Below are 16091 nucleotides of genomic sequence, written 5' to 3'. Positions count from 1 at the left end.
GCGAATGAAAACCCGCGACCGCATTCTTGAGTGCGCCCTGGCGCTGTTCAACCAGCAGGGCGAGCCGAACGTCTCGACCTTGGAAATCGCCAACGAGATGGGCATCAGCCCCGGCAACCTGTACTACCACTTCCACGGCAAGGAGCCGTTGGTGATCGGCCTGTTCGAGCGCTTCGAAGAACAGCTGATGCCGCTGCTCGACCCGCCGCTGGACGTGCGCCTGGACGCTGAGGACTACTGGCTGTTCCTGCACCTGATCGTCGAGCGCATGGCCCAGTACCGCTTCCTGTTCCAGGACCTGTCCAACCTCACCGGCCGCCTGCCCAAGCTGGCCCGGGGCATGCGCAGCCTGATCAACGCGCTCAAGCGCACCCTGGCCGCGCTGCTGGCCAGCCTCAAGCGCCAGGGCCTGGTGACCAGCGAAACCCAGGCGCTGGGGCAATTGGTGGAGCAGATAACGCTCACCCTGATGTGCTCGCTGGACTATCAGCGGGTGCTGGGCCGTGAGGGGGATGTGGGGGTGGTGGTGTACCAGATCATGATGCTGGTGGCGCCGCACCTGCAGGCACCGGCGCGTGCAGCGGCGGAGCAGTTGGCGATGAGGTATCTGGAGGGCTGAGCCTGGAAGATTTGTGTTGCGGCATTCGCGGGTAAACCCGCTTCCACAGGTTTTGCACATCCTGTGGGAGCGGGTTTACCCGCGAAGGGGGCGACGCGGTATCAGGCCTGGGTGGCCGCGTTCACCGGTGCCGAGGGGGTGCTGCTGGCCGGGGCCGCGCTTGGCGCCGGGGCGGCAGTGGCTGCCGGGGTCGCTGCCGGTTTGGCTGCGGCTGGCTTGGCTGCTGCCGGTTTGGCCGGCGCCTTTTTCACGGCAGGTTTCTTGGCCGCTGCAGGTTTTGCGGCAACAGGCTTGGCGGCCGGTTTTGCCGCAGGCTTGGCAGCGGGTTTTGCCGCCGCAGTTTTAGCAGCTGGCTTGGCTGCAGGCTTGGCCGCTGCGGTTTTCGCCGCAGGCTTGGCCGGCGCCTTGGCCAATGGCTTGGCTGCGGTCTTGCTGGCAGCGGCCTTGGAGACCGGGGTCACCGACGCGCCGGTGAGTTTTTCGATCTGCTTGGTCAGGGTGTCGACCTGCTGGTGCAGGGCCTTGATCTCGTTGCGGCTAGGTACGCCCAGGCGCGAGATGGCGCTGTTCAGGCGCTTGTCGAAGGCTTCTTCGAGCTCGCTCCACTTGCCCAGGGCACGGTCCTTGACGCCAGATACCCGCGAGGTGGTCGACGACTTGGCGGTTTCGGCCACGTCTTCGGCGGTTTTCTTCGCGGTTTTTTCGGCCTTCTCGCCATCTTTTACCAGCGAGTCGAACAGCTTCGGGCCGTCCTGGTCGATCTTGGAGTAGATACCCAGCCCTGCCAGCCAGATCTTGCGGGAGTACTTCTCGATCCCGCCGACCCAGGAGCTGCCTTCTTTGTCGGAATTCTTCTTGCCAGCCATCCTGCTCTCCTTATGGTTTGTGCGCGACGCGCTCGAGCAGCTCGTGCAGCTGTTCAAGCTTGATGGACAACGCCTCAACGTCATGTTTAGACGGAATGCCGAGGCGATTCAAGGCGCGCCCTACGCGCTCGTCGAAGGCTTTCTCGATTTTGTCCAGCTGGGCCTCGACCCGGCCAGGTACCCGGGTGACTTCCTGGGTGGCTTCGTCGATTTGCGTGTTGGCAGCGTCAACGGCCTTGTCCAGGCGCTTCTTGCCGCGTTTCTCGACGCCTTCGCCGGCTTTTACCAGCTCCTTGAAGTAGTCGGAGCCTTCCTGGCCAACACGGGCGTAAGCACCGATGCCCGCCAGCCAGATCTTGCGCGCGTAGCCGCGCACTTCGCCCAGGGTGCCCTGGGTGTCGTCTTTTTGCTTCAGGTTCGCTTTGGCCATGCTCTGCACCTCATGCTCGTTCGGGGGAGGGAGGAACTGCCCATGGATTCGGGCCTGGAGCATAAGGTAGGGAAGGAAATTAGAATTCTCACCCTAAGGTGGGTGCTGGGCGTGGGAGGCTTGAATGGCATGCAGCCCCTGTAGGAGCGGCCTTGTGTCGCGATCGGGCTGCGCAGCAGCCCCGGCGATTTTGCATGATGCCGAGATCCAGGGGCTGCTGCGCAGCCCGATCGCGACACAAGGCCGCTCCTACAGAGACAGCGCTTGGCCGTCAGGCCAGGGCTTTATCCAGAGCCCGCTCGATTTCGCCCTTGATGGTGCCGCTCATCATCGACAGCATCATGCCCAGCTTGAGCTCCACGCGAATGCTGTCATCACCGATGTGCACGCTGCCGTTGGCGCCGCTGCGCGCCACCTCGACGCGGTCGCCGTTCCAGCTGGCCTTGAGGTCGTACTCGCGGCTGAGCTTGTCCACCAGTGCTTCGGCCTTGGCCCGGGCGGCCTCGCGGCCGAGGCTGTGTTTGCGTTCGACGCTGATCTGGGTCATGCGGGTGTTCCTGGATATGAAGACAATGGCCGCATTATGCCCCCGCCCGCCCGGCGACACACCCCGCCAAGACAAAACCGCCCGCAGCCCATAGAATGGCGGTAATTTTTTACCGGTGAAGCGATATGACCGACCAGCGCAAAGGCGACCACGCCGAACCCACCACACATTTCGGCTACCAGGACGTGCCTGAAAGCCAGAAAGCGAAGAAAGTCGCCGAGGTGTTCCACTCCGTCGCCGCCAAGTACGACCTGATGAACGACGTGCTGTCCGGTGGCATGCATCGCCTGTGGAAGCGCTTCACCATCGAGCTGTCCGGCGTGCGCACCGGCAACCGGGTGCTGGATATCGCCGGTGGTACCGGTGATCTGGCTGCCAAGTTCTCGCGCCTGGTCGGCCCGACCGGCCAGGTGGTGCTGGCCGACATCAACGAATCGATGCTCAAGGTCGGCCGTGACCGCCTGCTCGACCGCGGTGTTGCCGGCAACATCGAGTTCGTCCAGGCCGACGCCGAGAAGCTGCCCTTCCCCGACAACCACTTCGATTGCGTGACCATCGCCTTCGGCCTGCGCAACGTGACGCACAAGGACGAGGCCATCCGCTCGATGCTCCGCGTGCTCAAACCCGGTGGCCGCCTGCTGGTGCTGGAGTTCTCCAAACCTACCAACAAGCTGATGTCCAAGGCCTACGACGCCTACTCGTTCGCCTTCATGCCGCTGGCCGGCAAGCTGATCACCAACGACTCCGAAAGCTACCGTTACCTCGCCGAGTCGATCCGCATGCACCCCGACCAGGAAACGCTCAAGAGCATGATGGTCGAGGCCGGTTTCGACCGCGTCACCTACCACAACATGACCAGCGGTATCGTCGCCGTGCACCGGGGAATCAAACCCTGATGCTGCTGGCCGGCCTTCTCGCCAGCGCCGAACACGGCCTCAACCGTGTACTGCGCATGGACAGCACGGCGCTGCCGCGCCTGGCCGCGCTGGAAGGCAAGGTAGTCGAGATCGACTGCCTGCAGCCGGCCCTGAAGCTGTTCGTGCTGCCCGACGAAGAGGGCCTGATGCTCGCCGCCCACTGGGAGGGCGAGGTCGATTGCACCCTGCGCGCCCCCGCCGGGCGCCTGGCGCAGCTGGCCCTGGCCAAGGACAAGAACGCCGTGCTGCACAGCCCGCAGGTGCAACTGCACGGCGACAGCGCCGTGCTGCTGGACCTGGTCGGCGTGCTGCAGGACCTTGAGCTGGACTGGGAATACGAACTGCAACGCATGCTCGGCCCGGTACCCACCGCACTTCTGGCCAGCCACGTGCGCCTGCGCGCCCGCTGGACCCAACAGGGCCTGGCGCGGTTCAGCCAGAACCTCTCCGAATACCTGGCCGAAGAATCGCGCACTCTGGTCGGCAAACGTGAAGCCGAAGCGGCATTCAGCGAACTCGATGCGCTGAAAGTCGACCTCGACCGCCTCGAGGCGCGCCTGCGCCGCCTCGCCCACACTCTTGATACCAGCGATAACGCATGAAGCTGCTCGCCGTCCGCCGTCTGTTGCGCATCCAGCGCGTCGTGATCCGCTACCGCCTCGATGATTTGCTGTTCGAACAACCCCTGCTGCCCTGGTGGCTGGCCAGCCTGCGCCTGCTGATGCCCTGGCGCTGGCTGCCGCGCAAGCCGCTGGAACTGAGCCGCGGTGCACGCATGCGCCTGGCGCTGCAGGACCTGGGGCCGATTTTCATCAAGTTCGGCCAGTTGCTGTCGACCCGCCGCGACCTGCTGCCCACCGACATCGCCGACGAGCTGATGCTGCTGCAGGACCGCGTGCCGCCGTTCGACCCCAAGCAGGCCGTGGCGCTGATCGAGGCGCAACTCGGGGCAAAGGTCAGCGAAGTGTTCAGCCGCTTCGACGTCGAGCCGCTGGCCTCGGCCTCGGTGGCCCAGGTACATGCAGCACGGCTCAAGAGCGGCGAAGAGGTGGTGGTCAAGGTGGTGCGCCCGGGCCTCAAGCCTGTGATCGCCCAGGACCTGGCCTGGCTGTTCCTGATCGCCAAGGCCGCCGAGCGCGCCTCGGCCGATGCCCGCCGCCTGCACCCGGTAGAGATTGTCGGCGACTACGAAAAGACCATCTACGACGAACTCGACCTGCTGCGCGAGGCGGCCAACGCCAGCCAGCTGCGGCGCAACTTCGAAGGCTCGGAGCTGATGTACGTGCCCCAGGTGTACTGGGACTTCTGCCGGCCCAAGGTGCTGGTGATGGAGCGCATCTACGGCGTGCCGGTCACCGACATGGCAACCTTGGCCGACCAGCGCACCGACATGAAGCTGCTCGCCGAGCGCGGCGTCGAGGTGTTCTTCACCCAGGTGTTCCGCGACAGCTTCTTCCACGCCGACATGCACCCGGGCAATATCTTCGTCAGCACGGTCAAGCCGTGGAGCCCGCAGTACATCGCCATCGACTGCGGCATCGTCGGCAGCCTCACCGCAGAGGACCAGGACTATCTGGCGCGCAACCTGATCGCCTTCTTCAAGCGCGACTATCGCCGCGTGGCCCAGTTGCACATCGATTCGGGCTGGGTGCCGGCGCAGACCAAGGTCAACGAGTTCGAGGCGGCGATCCGCACCGTGTGCGAGCCGATCTTCGAAAAACCGCTGAAGGACATCTCCTTCGGCCAGGTGCTGATGCGCCTGTTCCAGACCGCGCGGCGCTTCAACATGGAAGTGCAGCCGCAACTGGTGCTGCTGCAGAAGACCCTGCTCAACATCGAAGGCCTGGGCCGTCAGCTGTACCCCGACCTGGACCTGTGGAGCACCGCCAAACCGTTCCTCGAACGCTGGATGCGCGAGCGCATGAGCCCGAAGGCGGTGATCGGCAACCTGTACAGCCAGGCCGAGCAACTGCCGCACCTGGCCGACATGACCCGCGACCTGCTCGAGCGCCTGTCGCAGCCGCACCTGCACGACCCGCAACTGCCCGAGCGACGCCGTGGCGGCGACAACTGGGCGCTGCGCCTGCTGGGCGCCGGCCTGCTCGCCGGTGGTGCCACCCTGGCCGCCGGTGCGGCCAGCCTGAGCGCCCCGGCCGCCTGGCCGGCCTGGCTGATGCTGGCCGCCGGGTTGTACCTGATCGTGCGCCGATAGCCAGCCGCGCCGCTGGCTGGCACACTAGGGCACAGGGGCCCGGTACGGGAGCGGGCCTGGTTTGGAGTCGACGATGAAAGACTGGCTGGACGAGATCAAGTGGAACGACGATGGCCTGGTACCGGCAATCGCCCAGGACCACAAGACCGGGCGCGTGCTGATGATGGCCTGGATGAACCGTGAATCCCTCGCCCTGACCGCCACCGAGCAACGCGCCATCTACTGGTCGCGCTCGCGGGGCAAGCTGTGGCGCAAGGGCGAAGAGTCGGGCCACGTGCAAAAACTGCACGAAATGCGCCTGGACTGCGACGCCGACGTGATCATCCTGATGGTCGAGCAACTGGGCCATATTGCCTGCCATACCGGCCGTGAAAGCTGCTTCTACCGCGTCTTCGACAACGGCCAGTGGAAAACCGTCGACCCGGTCCTCAAGGACCCCCACGCCATCTACAGCGCAGGGCACTGAACATGAGCGACACCCTCGACCGCCTGGCCGAAGTGCTGGAGCAACGTAAAAACGCCGCACCCGACAGCAGCTACGTGGCCAGCCTCTATCATAAAGGCCTGAACAAGATTCTCGAGAAGCTCGGCGAAGAGTCCGTCGAGACCATCATCGCCGCCAAGGATGCTGCGATCAGCAAAGATTGCAGCGATGTCATCTACGAAACCGCCGACCTGTGGTTCCATAGCCTGGTGATGCTCAGCGCGCTGGGCCAACACCCGCAGGCGGTGCTGGACGAACTGGACCGCCGCTTCGGGTTGTCCGGGCATGACGAGAAGGCCGCGCGGCAGCCGTCGGTCTGATGTATCTGGGGGTACCATGCCCCCTGTGGGAGCGGGCTTGCCCGCGAAGAACGCAACACAGTGTATGGCACCGGCTTCGCCGGTGTTCGCGGGCAAGCCCGCTCCCACAGAGGGCGCCTGGTTAGCGCCCTGTGGCCGACACACATTTTCAGGAGCTTGAAATGGGTATTTTTGACTGGAAACACTGGATCGTCCTGCTGGTCGTCGTGGTGCTGGTGTTCGGCACCAAAAAACTGAAGAACTTCGGTAGCGACCTGGGCGAGTCGATCAAGGGCTTTCGCAAGGCCATGAACGAAGAAGAGACCAAACCCGCCGAACAGACCCCGCCGCCCGCGCAACCCGTGCCGCCGGTGCAGCAGAACACCGCCCAGCCAACCCAGGGCCACACCATCGAAGGCCAGGCCCAGCCGGTCCAAGAGCCACAACGGAAAGACTGACCCATGTTCGGCATCAGCTTCAGCGAACTGCTGCTCGTCGGCCTGGTGGCGTTGCTGGTGCTCGGCCCCGAGCGCCTGCCCGGTGCCGCGCGCACGGCGGGCCTGTGGATCGGCCGCCTCAAGCGCAGCTTCAACGCCATCAAGATGGAAGTGGAGCGCGAAATCGGCGCCGACGACATCCGCCGGCAGTTGCACAACGAGCACATCCTGCAAATGGAAGAAGAAGCCAAGCGCATCCTCAACCCGCAAGCGCCGGCAACACCGCCCGCCGCCACCCCGGCCAGCGCTGAAACACCTGCAGCACCTGCAGCCGCTGCCGAGCAGCCGGCCGCAGCGCCACCCTCCGAGCCGCCACAACCACCGCGAGCGCCATGAGCGAGAACCCGGAACATGACCAGCCGATGCCGCTGGTCTCGCACCTGACCGAGCTGCGTACGCGCCTGCTGCGCTGCGTTGCCGCCATCTTCTTGATCTTTGCCGGGCTGTTCAGCTTCGCCCAGCAGATCTACACCCTGGTATCGGCGCCGCTGCGCGACCACTTGCCGGCCAACGCGACGATGATCGCCACCGACGTGGCCTCGCCGTTCCTCACGCCGTTCAAGTTGACCATGATCGTCGCGCTGTTTTTGGCGATCCCGTTCATCCTGCAGCAGATCTGGGGCTTCATCGCGCCGGGGCTGTACCGCCACGAAAAGCGCATCGCCATTCCGCTGCTGGTGTCGAGCATCCTGTTGTTCTACGCCGGCATGGCGTTTGCCTATTTTCTGGTGTTCCCGCTGATGTTCGGCTTCTTCGCCAGCGCCACGCCCGAAGGCGTGTCGATGATGACCGACATCGCCAGCTACCTCGACTTCGTCATGACCCTGTTCTTCGCCTTCGGGGTGGCCTTCGAGATCCCGGTGGCGGTGGTGCTGCTGGTGTGGATCGGCGTGGTCGACGTGCAGTACCTGAAAAAGGTCCGCCCGTACGTGATCATCGGCTGCTTCGTGGTCGGCATGATCCTTACCCCGCCGGATATCTTCTCGCAGACCCTGCTGGCCGTGCCCATGTGGATGCTGTTCGAGGTCGGCGTACTGTGCGGCAGCCTGATCCGCAAGCGCAGCCACGGGCGCGACGAGGCTGCGGACGACCACAACGACCAACCGCCAGCTACCCAGCCGTGAACCTGCTGTTGCTCGAGGAGGCCGACTTTGTCGCGGCCGACCGTGTGGTGCTGGCCGACCGGCGCTTCACCCACATGCAGGAGATCCACCGTGTGGCGGTGGGTGACAGCCTGCGCGTGGGGCGCATCGGCGGGCTGATGGGCAAGGCCGAGGTGGTGCGCCTCGAAGGCCACGAAGCCGAACTGCAAGTGGCCTTCGACCAGGCGCCGCCGGCCAAGCTGCCGCTAACCCTGGTGCTGGCCGTGCCGCGCCCGAAGATGCTGCGCCGGCTGTTCCAGACCATCGCCACCCTGGGCGTGCCGCGGCTGATTCTGGTCAATAGCTACAAGGTCGAAAAGAGCTTCTGGCAAACGCCGTTCCTGGCCCCCGAGGCGATCCGCGAGAACCTCATCCTCGGCCTTGAGCAGGCACGCGACACGGTGCTGCCCGAGGTGATCATCGAAAAGCGCTTCAAGCCGTTCGTCGAAGACCGCCTGCCCGCCATCGCCGCCGACACCCTCGGCCTGGTCGGCCACCCCGGCCCCTACCCCGCCTGCCCGCGCGCCGTCGAAGGCCCGGTAACCCTGGCAATCGGCCCTGAAGGCGGCTGGATCCCGTACGAAGTCGAGCTGCTGGCCAAGGCCGGCCTGCAACCGGTGCAACTGGGCGATCGCATTCTGCGGGTCGAGACCGCCGTCACCGCGTTGCTGTCGCGGATTTTCTGACGAACGGGTCAGGTTTTTACCATCAAGTTTCCCCGCCCCGCGCCGATGGCCTGTGCAACAAAACAAAAATCTGCACTGCCGAAGCCGGGGAGTCGTCTATGTACCGTTGGGTTGCCCAGTCGCTGGGGAATGTAAGCGTCAATCGCAAGTTGGGGATCGGTTTCGGCCTGGTGCTGCTGCTCACCCTGGGCATCACCTTCACCGGCTGGATGGGCATCGATCAGGTGACCGGTCGCGGCGACAAGCTGGGCAACATCTCGGTGATCCACCAATACACCCAGGAGCTGCGCATCGCCCGCCAGGACTACCAGCGCAGCCCTGACGAGGCCTCCGTGGCCGAGCTGGAAAAGGCCCTGGGCAACCTCGAGCGCCAGGTACAGTTGATGCTTGGGCAGATCGAGCAGCCCCAGGACCACCAGCGCCTGACCCAGCAGCAGGACGCCGTGCGCCAGTACCAGCAGGCCTTCGCCGAGCTGCGCCAGGCCGGCCAGCGTCGCGAGGCGAGTCGCGGCGTACTTGGCGACAGCGCCGACAAGGCCGCCGCGCTGATCGGCAAGATCCAGCAGCGCCTGCTGCAGGCCGGTGATATCCAGCAGTACGAACAGGCCGTGCAGGCCAGCGCCCTGCTGCAACAGGCGCGCTTCCAGGTACGCGGCTATACCTACAGCGGCAAGGCCGAGTTCCAGCAGACCGCGCTGAACGCCATCGACCAGGCCGTGGCCCTGCTCAAGGCACTGCCGGCACGACTGCCCGCCGAATACGCTGCCAGCCTGGACGACTCAGCCACTGCCATGGCTGCCTACCGCGATGCGGTGACCCAGTTCGGCAACGCCCAGGCCACCAGCGAGCAGACCCTGCAGCGCATGACGGTGCAAGGCCAGATGCTGCTCGACACCGCCGCCGCGATGACTCAGTCGCAGACCGAAGTGCGCGACCGCGGCACCCGGCAAGCCAAGACCCTGCTCGCCGGTGCCACTACCGTGGCCCTGCTGCTGGGGGTACTCGCCGCCTTCGCCATCACCCGCCAGATCATCGTGCCGCTGCGCCAGACCCTGGCCGCCGCCGAGCGCGTGGCCAACGGCGACCTGCGTCAGGACCTGGTGGTAGAGCGTCGCGACGAGCTCGGCCAGTTGCAGGCCAGCATGCAGCGCATGACCCATGGCCTGCGCCAGCTGATCGGCGGCATCGGCGACGGCGTCACGCAAATTGCCAGCGCCGCTGAAGAGCTGTCGGCGGTGACCGAGCAGACCAGCGCCGGGGTGAACAACCAAAAGGTCGAGACCGACCAGGTGGCCACCGCCATGAACGAGATGGCCGCCACCGTGCAGGAAGTGGCGCGCAACGCCGAGCAGGCCTCGGAAGCCGCGCTGATGGCCGACCAGCAGGCCCGCGAGGGTGACAAGGTGGTGGGCGAAGCCATCGCCCAGATCGAGCGCCTGGCCGGCGAGGTGGTCAACTCCAGCGAAGCGATGAACCAGCTCAAGGCCGAAAGCGACAAGATCGGCAGCGTGCTCGATGTGATCAAGTCGGTGGCCCAGCAAACCAACCTGCTGGCGCTGAACGCCGCTATCGAAGCCGCCCGCGCCGGTGAAGCCGGCCGTGGCTTTGCCGTGGTGGCCGACGAGGTGCGCAGCCTGGCCCAACGCACCCAGCAGTCCACCGAAGAGATCGAAGAGCTGATCGCCGGCCTGCAAAGCGGCACCCAACGGGTGGCCAGCGTGATGGACAACAGCCGCGCGCTGACCGACAGCAGTGTCGAGCTGACCCGCCGCGCCGGCGGTTCGCTGGACACCATCACCCGCACCGTGTCGTCGATCCAGGCGATGAACCAGCAGATCGCTACCGCCGCCGAGCAGCAGAGCGCGGTGGCCGAGGAGATCAACCGCAGCGTGATGAACGTGCGCGATATTTCCGACCAGACCTCCGCCGCCAGCGAGGAGACCGCAAGCTCCAGCGTCGAGCTGGCGCGCCTGGGCACCCACCTGCAGGGGTTGGTGGGCAAGTTCCGCTTGTAAGGCCGACCGCGACCTGTAGGGGCAACTGTCTTGCTCAATTGCTAAAGCTGGCGCGATACCTGTGGGAGCGCGCTTGCCCGCGAAAAAGGCGACACAGTGTATGGCACGGGCTTTGCCCGTGTTCGCGGTGGTCCGGCACCCCGGCAAGCCCGCTCCCACAGGATTGCGCAGAGCCATGATCAGGCGCCGTACCTGTGGGATCGCGTTAATTTGCGAAATGAAATTTCCTAGCTCTTGCTAGGAAATTTCCCACACGATTTGCAGGTCCAGTCCGACCGCCCTCCGGCCGATGAGCACTCTGTCATCACTTACCGGAGTTCCACCATGCTCGGACCGCTCAACCGCCTGCTCGGCCACCTCAGCGTGCGCCTTAAACTTGCCCTCGGCTTCGCCGTGGTACTGCTGCTTACCCTGCTCACCACCCTGGCCGGCTGGCTGGCCCTGGGTGACGCTATCGAACGCTCGGAAAAGCTCACGCAAATTGCCAACCTGAACGACCTGGCCAAGGACCTGCGCGCCGAACGCATCACCTTCCGCGTGCTGGACGACGAACACAGCCTCAATCAGCTCGAGCTCACCCTCAAGCAGCTGCAAACCCTGATCGACGCCATGGCGCCCCACTACCAGAGCCCGCAGAGCGTGCGCCTGCTGGCCGGCAAGCGCGACCTCATCAGCCGCTATCGCGCGGACTTCGACAAGCTGCGCCAGGCCGCCCTCACCCGCCAGCAGCAGCGCCAGGTGCTGCTGGCCCGGGAGGCCACGCTGGATACCACGCTCAGCCAATTGCAGGGCCAACTGCTGGCCCATCTGGATGCGCTCGACCAGCCTGCCACCCAGCGCCAGGCCTTCGACCTGCTGGACAGGCTGGCCCGCAATGTCGAAATGGCCAACCAGCGTGCCGCCATCCAGGCTTACTACAGCGAGCCGCTGCAGAGCTACGAACAGGTTGGCCAGCCGGCCATCTCCTCAGCGCAAACCAGCCTTGATGAGCTACGTGCGCTAATCGAACGGGTCAAGCCTGCCCGGGAGTTGACCGCGCCTGTGGTCGAGCAACTGGCAGGTTACCGCGAACAACTGCGCGCCTATGCGCGCGCCGCCATCGCCGTCGAGCTGCTGCAGAACGACATGGAAAGCCTGGGCGACCAGATCACCGCCAGCAGCCGCGAGCTCAGCGACAACCAGGTCGCTCTGCGTGACGAACAGGCCCGGGCCGCTCGCAGCCAAATGACCAGCGTGGCCCTGCTTGCCTTGCTGCTGGGCAGCCTGGCCGCCTGGCTGATCAGCCAGCAGATAACCACCCCGCTACGCCAGACCTTGCGCCAGGCCGAACGCATCGCCAGCGGCGACCTCAGCAAGGTGGACGAGGTGAACCGCCGCGACGAGTTGGGCCAACTGCAGGGCAGCATGCGCGCCATGACCCTGAGCCTGCGCGAGTTGCTGGGCGGTATCGAACACGGGGTCAGCCGGCTGTCGGAGGCGGTCGACGAGTTGGGCACGGTCAGCGAGCAGACCCAGCAACGGGTCGGCCAGCAAAAGGAAGAAACCGACCAGGTGGCCACGGCGATGAACCAGATGAGCGCCACCGTGCAGGAGGTGGCGCAAAACGCCGAGCAGGCCTCCCAGGCCGCGACCACTGCCGACCAGCAGGCGCAGTTGGGCGACCAGGTGGTGGCCGAGGCCATCGGCCAGATCGAACAGCTGGCCGGGCAGATGGACCACTGCCTGGCCGCCATGGGCCACCTGGCCGCCATGGGCCACCTGGCCGGCGAGAGCCAGCGCATCGGCTCGATTCTCGATGTGATCAAGTCGGTGTCGGAGCAGACCAACCTGCTGGCACTCAACGCCGCCATCGAAGCGGCCCGCGCCGGCGAGGCCGGGCGTGGCTTTGCGGTAGTCGCCGACGAAGTGCGCGGCTTGGCCCAGCGCACCCAGCAGTCCACCGAGGAAATCGAGGAGCTGATCGACAGCCTGCACGGCGGCACCGACCAGGTCATGACCCTGCTGGGCGACAGCAAGCGCCTGACCGAGCAGAGCGTGGAGCTAAGCCGCAAGGCCGGCGCGGCGCTTGGCGAAATCACCGAAACGGTGTCGACCATTCAAGGCATGAACCAGCAGATCGCCACCGCCAGCGAGCAGCAGAGCGTGGTGGCCGAGCAGATCAACCGCAGCGTGATGAACGTGCGTGATGTGTCGGACCAGACCAGCCTGGCCAGTGAGCGCACGGCGGCCTCAAGCGACGAGCTGGGGCAGTTGGGGCGGGAGCTGCGGGGGATGGTGGGGCGCTTCAGCCTGTAAACAGCGGTTTTTGAGCGCTGTGCGATAACAGCGTGGGAGCGGGCTTGCCCCGCGATGGCGGCATCAGCCTGACCATCGCTATCGCGGGGCAAGCCCGCTCCCACAGCATGACTTCAAGCGTTGAAAGCCGTTATAGCACCTGGCGCAGGAACGCCTGGGCGCGGGGGTCTTTCGGCGAATCGAAGAACGCCTGCGGCGCCGAGTCTTCCAGCAGCTTGCCGTGGTCGAAGAACAGCACGCGGTCGGCCACTTCACGGGCAAAGCCCATTTCGTGGGTGACGCAGACCATGGTCATGCCCTCTTGCGCCAGGGTCTTCATCACGTCCAGCACCTCGCCGACCATTTCCGGGTCCAGCGCCGAGGTGGGTTCGTCGAACAGCATCACCTTCGGCTCCATCGCCAGGGCCCGGGCAATCGCCACCCGCTGCTGCTGGCCGCCAGACAGACGCGACGGGTACTCGTTGGCCTTCTCGGCAATGCCGACCTTCTTCAGCAAGGCGTGGGCCTTGGCCTCGCGTTCGGCCTTGTTGCGCTTGCGCACCACCTTCTGCGCCAGGCACAGGTTCTCCAGCACGGTCATGTGCGGGAACAGGTTGAAGTGCTGGAACACCATGCCCACTTCGCGGCGGTAGGCGTTGATGTCGGTCTTCGGGTCGTCCAGTTGCAGGCCGTCGATGGCGACATGGCCGGCATCGAAGTGCTCCAGGCCGTTGAGGCAGCGCAGGAAGGTCGACTTGCCCGAGCCCGAAGGGCCCAGCACCACCACCACCTCGCCCTTGGCCACGCGGGTGCTGACGTTGTCCACCGCGCGCACCACCAGGCCGCGGGTGTCGAAGACTTTCAGCAGGTCACGGACTTCAATCACTTTGCGCAAGCCTCCGCTCGAGCCGGCTGGCGATGTGCGACAGCGGCAGGTTGATCAGCAGGTACAGGCCTGCCACGCAGAACCAGATCTCGAAGGTCGAGAACGAGGTGGTAATGGCTTCGCGGCCACTCTTGGTCAGCTCGGTGATGGCGATCACCGACACCAGCGAGGTGTCCTTGACCAGGCTGATGAACTGCCCGGCCAGCGGCGGCAACACGCGCTTGAAGGCCTGCGGCAGGATCACGTGGCGCATCGACTGGCTGCCGTTCAGGCCCAGCGAGCGCGCGGCTTCGTTCTGGCCCTTGGCGATCGACTGCACGCCGGCGCGGACGATCTCGGCCACATAAGCACCGGTGAACAAGGCCAGCGCGGCAACGCCTGCGAACTCGCGGGACAGGTTGAGCACAGTGCCGATGAAGAAGTAGAAGATGAAAATCTGCACCAGCAGCGGCGTGCCGCGCACCAGCTCCACGTACACCGTGGACAAATCGCGCAGGGTCGGGTTGCTGGACAGCCGGCACAGCCCTGCGAACAGGCCGATCAAAAGGCCCAGGGCACCGGAAATCACCGAGATCCACAAGGTGGTCCACAGGCCCCAGGCCAGCGGGCCTGCCGCCCAATGGCGGGTGACGCCGATGGCATCGCCTTCGGCCACGTCGTCGCCACGGGACAGTTGCAGGCTGTCGGCCGCCACTTCGATGACCTGGGTGTCGCCGCTTTCATCTTTCAGGGTGACCCGGGCGTTGTCGCCGGACACCACGATTTGCTCGACCGAGCCATAGTTGGCGGCCCGTTGGGTTTCCTCGGCCTTGTAGGCGAAGTATTGCGGAACGCGGTTCCAGCGCCACTCGTAGGAAATCATCGAGGTGGCCATGTACAGGCTGAGCGCCAGGCCCACCAGGACCAGCGCGGTCAGCCCATGCCAGGGCCACTGGGCTTTCTTGTGTTTGATCACGTGGGTACTTCCGTAAAAGCGAAACGCGCAGGATGGGCACTGGTGGTGGAAGGCAAGGTTGCCGCTGAGGCTCCTGGCCTCTTCGCGGGTAAACCCGCTCCCACAGGTACTGCAATCGCTGTGGGAGCGGGTTTACCCGCGAAGGGGCGAGCAGCTACATCCGCTGTCCTGTGCACACCACCCTTGGCGCCGCCTGCGCGTCGGGGTCGAGCCTGGGCTTGTGGCCCGGGCCTTATTCCATTTCCTTCAGCCAGTCCTTGTTCTTGAACCACTTGTCGTGGATACGATCGTAAGTCCCGTCATGCTTGATCTGGTGCAGGAAGTTGTTGATGTAGTTGATGCTGTCGTAGTCGCCTTTCTTCAGGCCGAAGGCCAGCGGCTCGTAGGTGAAGGGTTCTTCGAGGAACACCAGCTTGCCGGCGCCGGCTTTCTCAACGGCCACCACGTTGTAGGGCGAGTCGTAGACGAAGGCGTCAGCCTTGCCATTGACCACGTCCATCACGCCTTCCTGCTCGTTGTCATAGCCGTGGTACTTGGCTTTGCTGATGAGCTTCTTGGCAACCATTTCGCCGGTGGTGCCCAGCTTGGAGGTCAGGCGGTACTTCTCGTTGTTCAGGTCCTTGTACGACTTGATCTCACCGGCCAGTTCCTTGCGGATCAGCAGGGTCTGACCGACCACGATGAAGGGCTCGCTGAAGTTCAGGCGCAGGTTGCGCTCCTGGGTCAGGGTCATGCCGCTGCCGATGAAGTCGAACTTGTTGGTCATAAGGGCCGGGATGATGCCGTCGTAGGCGGTGGATACCATCTCCAGCTTGACGCCCATGGACTTGGCCATGGCCTTGAGGATGTCGACTTCGAAGCCGATGATCTCGCCACGCTTGTTGGTCATCTCGAACGGCATGTAGGTCGGGTCCATGCCCACACGCAGGGTGCCGCGCTTGACCGCATCGTCGATGGCGCCGGCCTGGGCGGCGGTTACCGCAACCAGCGCGGTCACGCCGAGCAGCAGTCGCGACAGGTATTTCTTCATCATCACCAAGTCCCCTGAGAAAAGAGTACGCAGATTTTCTTGTAGGCACGGTCGTACCGACCTGTGCGATTTGTCGGGAGGGATGCTAACGCATGCAGGGCCCGGGACCTAGTGCCGGGGGGGACTTTGTTGGCCAAAATCGGTGACAGGTGCAGTAAAAAGCATCGCGGGGCAAACCCGCTCCCACGCAGTATCACGTGGGAGCGGGCTTGCCCCGCGATGTCGGCCGTAC

18 protein-coding genes and 1 pseudogene are annotated in these 16091 nt (G+C 64.9%); 13 read left to right on the top strand and 6 right to left on the bottom strand.

Features of this window, described 5'->3' with window-relative positions:
• Nucleotides 1–4: 4 nt before the first annotated feature.
• Nucleotides 5–619, top strand: a complete 615-nt coding sequence (locus KSS93_RS04080; protein ID WP_217887260.1) for a TetR/AcrR family transcriptional regulator — start codon at nt 5–7, stop codon at nt 617–619.
• 101 nt (nt 620–720) lie between these two features.
• Here KSS93_RS04080 and KSS93_RS04075 read toward each other — a convergent pair whose 3' ends face one another.
• The 3 genes from KSS93_RS04075 to KSS93_RS04065 form a co-directional block, all read right to left on the bottom strand.
• Nucleotides 721–1485, bottom strand: coding sequence for a phasin family protein (locus KSS93_RS04075; protein WP_217887259.1), 765 nt, complete (start codon nt 1483–1485; stop codon nt 721–723).
• 10 nt (nt 1486–1495) lie between these two features.
• Nucleotides 1496–1915 (bottom strand): phasin family protein, encoded by a 420-nt coding sequence (locus tag KSS93_RS04070; protein ID WP_217887258.1) that lies wholly within the window; start codon nt 1913–1915, stop codon nt 1496–1498.
• Between the two features lie 271 nt (nt 1916–2186).
• Nucleotides 2187–2462, bottom strand: a complete 276-nt coding sequence (locus tag KSS93_RS04065; RefSeq protein ID WP_217887257.1) for a polyhydroxyalkanoic acid system family protein — start codon at nt 2460–2462, stop codon at nt 2187–2189.
• A gap of 125 nt (nt 2463–2587) precedes the next feature.
• Here KSS93_RS04065 and ubiE point away from each other — a divergent pair, with 125 nt between their 5' ends.
• The 12 genes and pseudogenes from ubiE (at nt 2588) to KSS93_RS04010 (ending at nt 13009) form a co-directional block, all read left to right on the top strand.
• Nucleotides 2588–3358: a bifunctional demethylmenaquinone methyltransferase/2-methoxy-6-polyprenyl-1,4-benzoquinol methylase UbiE gene (gene ubiE, locus KSS93_RS04060; protein WP_217840682.1), complete on the top strand. Its 771-nt coding sequence runs from the start codon at nt 2588–2590 to the stop codon at nt 3356–3358.
• Nucleotides 3358–3981, top strand: coding sequence for a ubiquinone biosynthesis accessory factor UbiJ (locus KSS93_RS04055; protein ID WP_217887256.1), 624 nt, complete (start codon nt 3358–3360; stop codon nt 3979–3981). The genes ubiE and KSS93_RS04055 overlap by 1 nt, the downstream gene beginning before the upstream one ends.
• On the top strand, nt 3978–5591 hold the full coding sequence (ubiB, locus tag KSS93_RS04050; RefSeq protein WP_217887255.1) for a ubiquinone biosynthesis regulatory protein kinase UbiB: 1614 nt from the start codon (nt 3978–3980) through the stop codon (nt 5589–5591). The genes KSS93_RS04055 and ubiB overlap by 4 nt, the downstream gene beginning before the upstream one ends.
• A gap of 73 nt (nt 5592–5664) precedes the next feature.
• Nucleotides 5665–6057, top strand: coding sequence for a phosphoribosyl-AMP cyclohydrolase (hisI, locus tag KSS93_RS04045; protein WP_217887254.1), 393 nt, complete (start codon nt 5665–5667; stop codon nt 6055–6057).
• A gap of 2 nt (nt 6058–6059) precedes the next feature.
• Complete coding sequence (locus KSS93_RS04040; RefSeq protein WP_217887253.1) at nt 6060–6395, top strand: phosphoribosyl-ATP diphosphatase; 336 nt, start codon at nt 6060–6062, stop codon at nt 6393–6395.
• A 161-nt stretch (nt 6396–6556) separates the two neighbouring features.
• Nucleotides 6557–6832, top strand: coding sequence for a twin-arginine translocase TatA/TatE family subunit (locus KSS93_RS04035; RefSeq protein WP_217887252.1), 276 nt, complete (start codon nt 6557–6559; stop codon nt 6830–6832).
• 3 nt (nt 6833–6835) lie between these two features.
• Nucleotides 6836–7207, top strand: coding sequence for a Sec-independent protein translocase protein TatB (gene tatB / locus KSS93_RS04030; RefSeq protein ID WP_217887251.1), 372 nt, complete (start codon nt 6836–6838; stop codon nt 7205–7207).
• Nucleotides 7204–7995: a twin-arginine translocase subunit TatC gene (tatC, locus tag KSS93_RS04025; protein ID WP_217840689.1), complete on the top strand. Its 792-nt coding sequence runs from the start codon at nt 7204–7206 to the stop codon at nt 7993–7995. The genes tatB and tatC overlap by 4 nt, the downstream gene beginning before the upstream one ends.
• Complete coding sequence (locus tag KSS93_RS04020; protein WP_217887250.1) at nt 7992–8699, top strand: 16S rRNA (uracil(1498)-N(3))-methyltransferase; 708 nt, start codon at nt 7992–7994, stop codon at nt 8697–8699. Before tatC ends, KSS93_RS04020 begins: the two co-directional genes overlap by 4 nt.
• A 98-nt stretch (nt 8700–8797) precedes the next feature.
• Nucleotides 8798–9859, top strand: a pseudogene (locus tag KSS93_RS26860) (methyl-accepting chemotaxis protein); the annotation flags it as partial.
• Nucleotides 9842–10714, top strand: coding sequence for a methyl-accepting chemotaxis protein (locus KSS93_RS26855; RefSeq protein WP_437182118.1), 873 nt, complete (start codon nt 9842–9844; stop codon nt 10712–10714). The pseudogene KSS93_RS26860 and the gene KSS93_RS26855, both read left to right, overlap by 18 nt.
• A gap of 324 nt (nt 10715–11038) precedes the next feature.
• Nucleotides 11039–13009 carry a methyl-accepting chemotaxis protein gene (locus KSS93_RS04010; protein ID WP_217887248.1) on the top strand — a complete coding sequence of 657 codons (1971 nt, stop codon included), beginning with the start codon at nt 11039–11041 and terminating at the stop codon, nt 13007–13009.
• Nucleotides 13010–13139: 130 nt separating this feature from the next.
• Here the strand turns inward: KSS93_RS04010 and KSS93_RS04005 are convergent, their stop codons facing one another.
• From KSS93_RS04005 to KSS93_RS03995, 3 genes are all read right to left on the bottom strand, one after another.
• Nucleotides 13140–13874 (bottom strand): amino acid ABC transporter ATP-binding protein, encoded by a 735-nt coding sequence (locus KSS93_RS04005; protein WP_217888678.1) that lies wholly within the window; start codon nt 13872–13874, stop codon nt 13140–13142.
• Nucleotides 13867–14829 carry an amino acid ABC transporter permease gene (locus KSS93_RS04000; protein ID WP_217887247.1) on the bottom strand — a complete coding sequence of 321 codons (963 nt, stop codon included), beginning with the start codon at nt 14827–14829 and terminating at the stop codon, nt 13867–13869. Before KSS93_RS04000 ends, KSS93_RS04005 begins: the two co-directional genes overlap by 8 nt.
• Before the next feature lie 232 nt (nt 14830–15061).
• A complete protein-coding gene (locus KSS93_RS03995; protein WP_217888677.1) occupies nt 15062–15859 on the bottom strand; it encodes a transporter substrate-binding domain-containing protein in 798 nt (265 codons plus the stop codon).
• Nucleotides 15860–16091 lie beyond the last annotated feature (232 nt).

Source organism: Pseudomonas xanthosomatis (assembly GCF_019139835.1).
GTDB classification, from domain to species: Bacteria; Pseudomonadota; Gammaproteobacteria; order Pseudomonadales; family Pseudomonadaceae; genus Aquipseudomonas; species Aquipseudomonas fakonensis.
The sequence above is the reverse complement of the archived record's forward strand: the minus strand, read 5'-3'. Positions and strand labels throughout refer to the sequence as shown.

Excerpts from the sequence above, each read along its gene's own strand:
- KSS93_RS03995 (WP_217888677.1), bottom strand. The coding sequence starts at position 15,859 with ATGAAGAAATACCTGTCGCGACTGCTGCTCGGCGTGACCGCGCTGGTT.
- KSS93_RS26855 (WP_437182118.1), top strand. The coding sequence starts at position 9,842 with ATGCAGCGCATGACCCATGGCCTGCGCCAGCTGATCGGCGGCATCGGC.
- hisI (WP_217887254.1), top strand. The coding sequence starts at position 5,665 with ATGAAAGACTGGCTGGACGAGATCAAGTGGAACGACGATGGCCTGGTA.
- ubiE (WP_217840682.1), top strand. The coding sequence starts at position 2,588 with ATGACCGACCAGCGCAAAGGCGACCACGCCGAACCCACCACACATTTC.
- KSS93_RS04070 (WP_217887258.1), bottom strand. The coding sequence starts at position 1,915 with ATGGCCAAAGCGAACCTGAAGCAAAAAGACGACACCCAGGGCACCCTG.
- tatB (WP_217887251.1), top strand. The coding sequence starts at position 6,836 with ATGTTCGGCATCAGCTTCAGCGAACTGCTGCTCGTCGGCCTGGTGGCG.
- KSS93_RS04010 (WP_217887248.1), top strand. The coding sequence starts at position 11,039 with ATGCTCGGACCGCTCAACCGCCTGCTCGGCCACCTCAGCGTGCGCCTT.
- KSS93_RS04040 (WP_217887253.1), top strand. The coding sequence starts at position 6,060 with ATGAGCGACACCCTCGACCGCCTGGCCGAAGTGCTGGAGCAACGTAAA.
- KSS93_RS04065 (WP_217887257.1), bottom strand. The coding sequence starts at position 2,462 with ATGACCCAGATCAGCGTCGAACGCAAACACAGCCTCGGCCGCGAGGCC.
- KSS93_RS04035 (WP_217887252.1), top strand. The coding sequence starts at position 6,557 with ATGGGTATTTTTGACTGGAAACACTGGATCGTCCTGCTGGTCGTCGTG.
- KSS93_RS04080 (WP_217887260.1), top strand. The coding sequence starts at position 5 with ATGAAAACCCGCGACCGCATTCTTGAGTGCGCCCTGGCGCTGTTCAAC.
- KSS93_RS04055 (WP_217887256.1), top strand. The coding sequence starts at position 3,358 with ATGCTGCTGGCCGGCCTTCTCGCCAGCGCCGAACACGGCCTCAACCGT.
- KSS93_RS04075 (WP_217887259.1), bottom strand. The coding sequence starts at position 1,485 with ATGGCTGGCAAGAAGAATTCCGACAAAGAAGGCAGCTCCTGGGTCGGC.
- ubiB (WP_217887255.1), top strand. The coding sequence starts at position 3,978 with ATGAAGCTGCTCGCCGTCCGCCGTCTGTTGCGCATCCAGCGCGTCGTG.
- tatC (WP_217840689.1), top strand. The coding sequence starts at position 7,204 with ATGAGCGAGAACCCGGAACATGACCAGCCGATGCCGCTGGTCTCGCAC.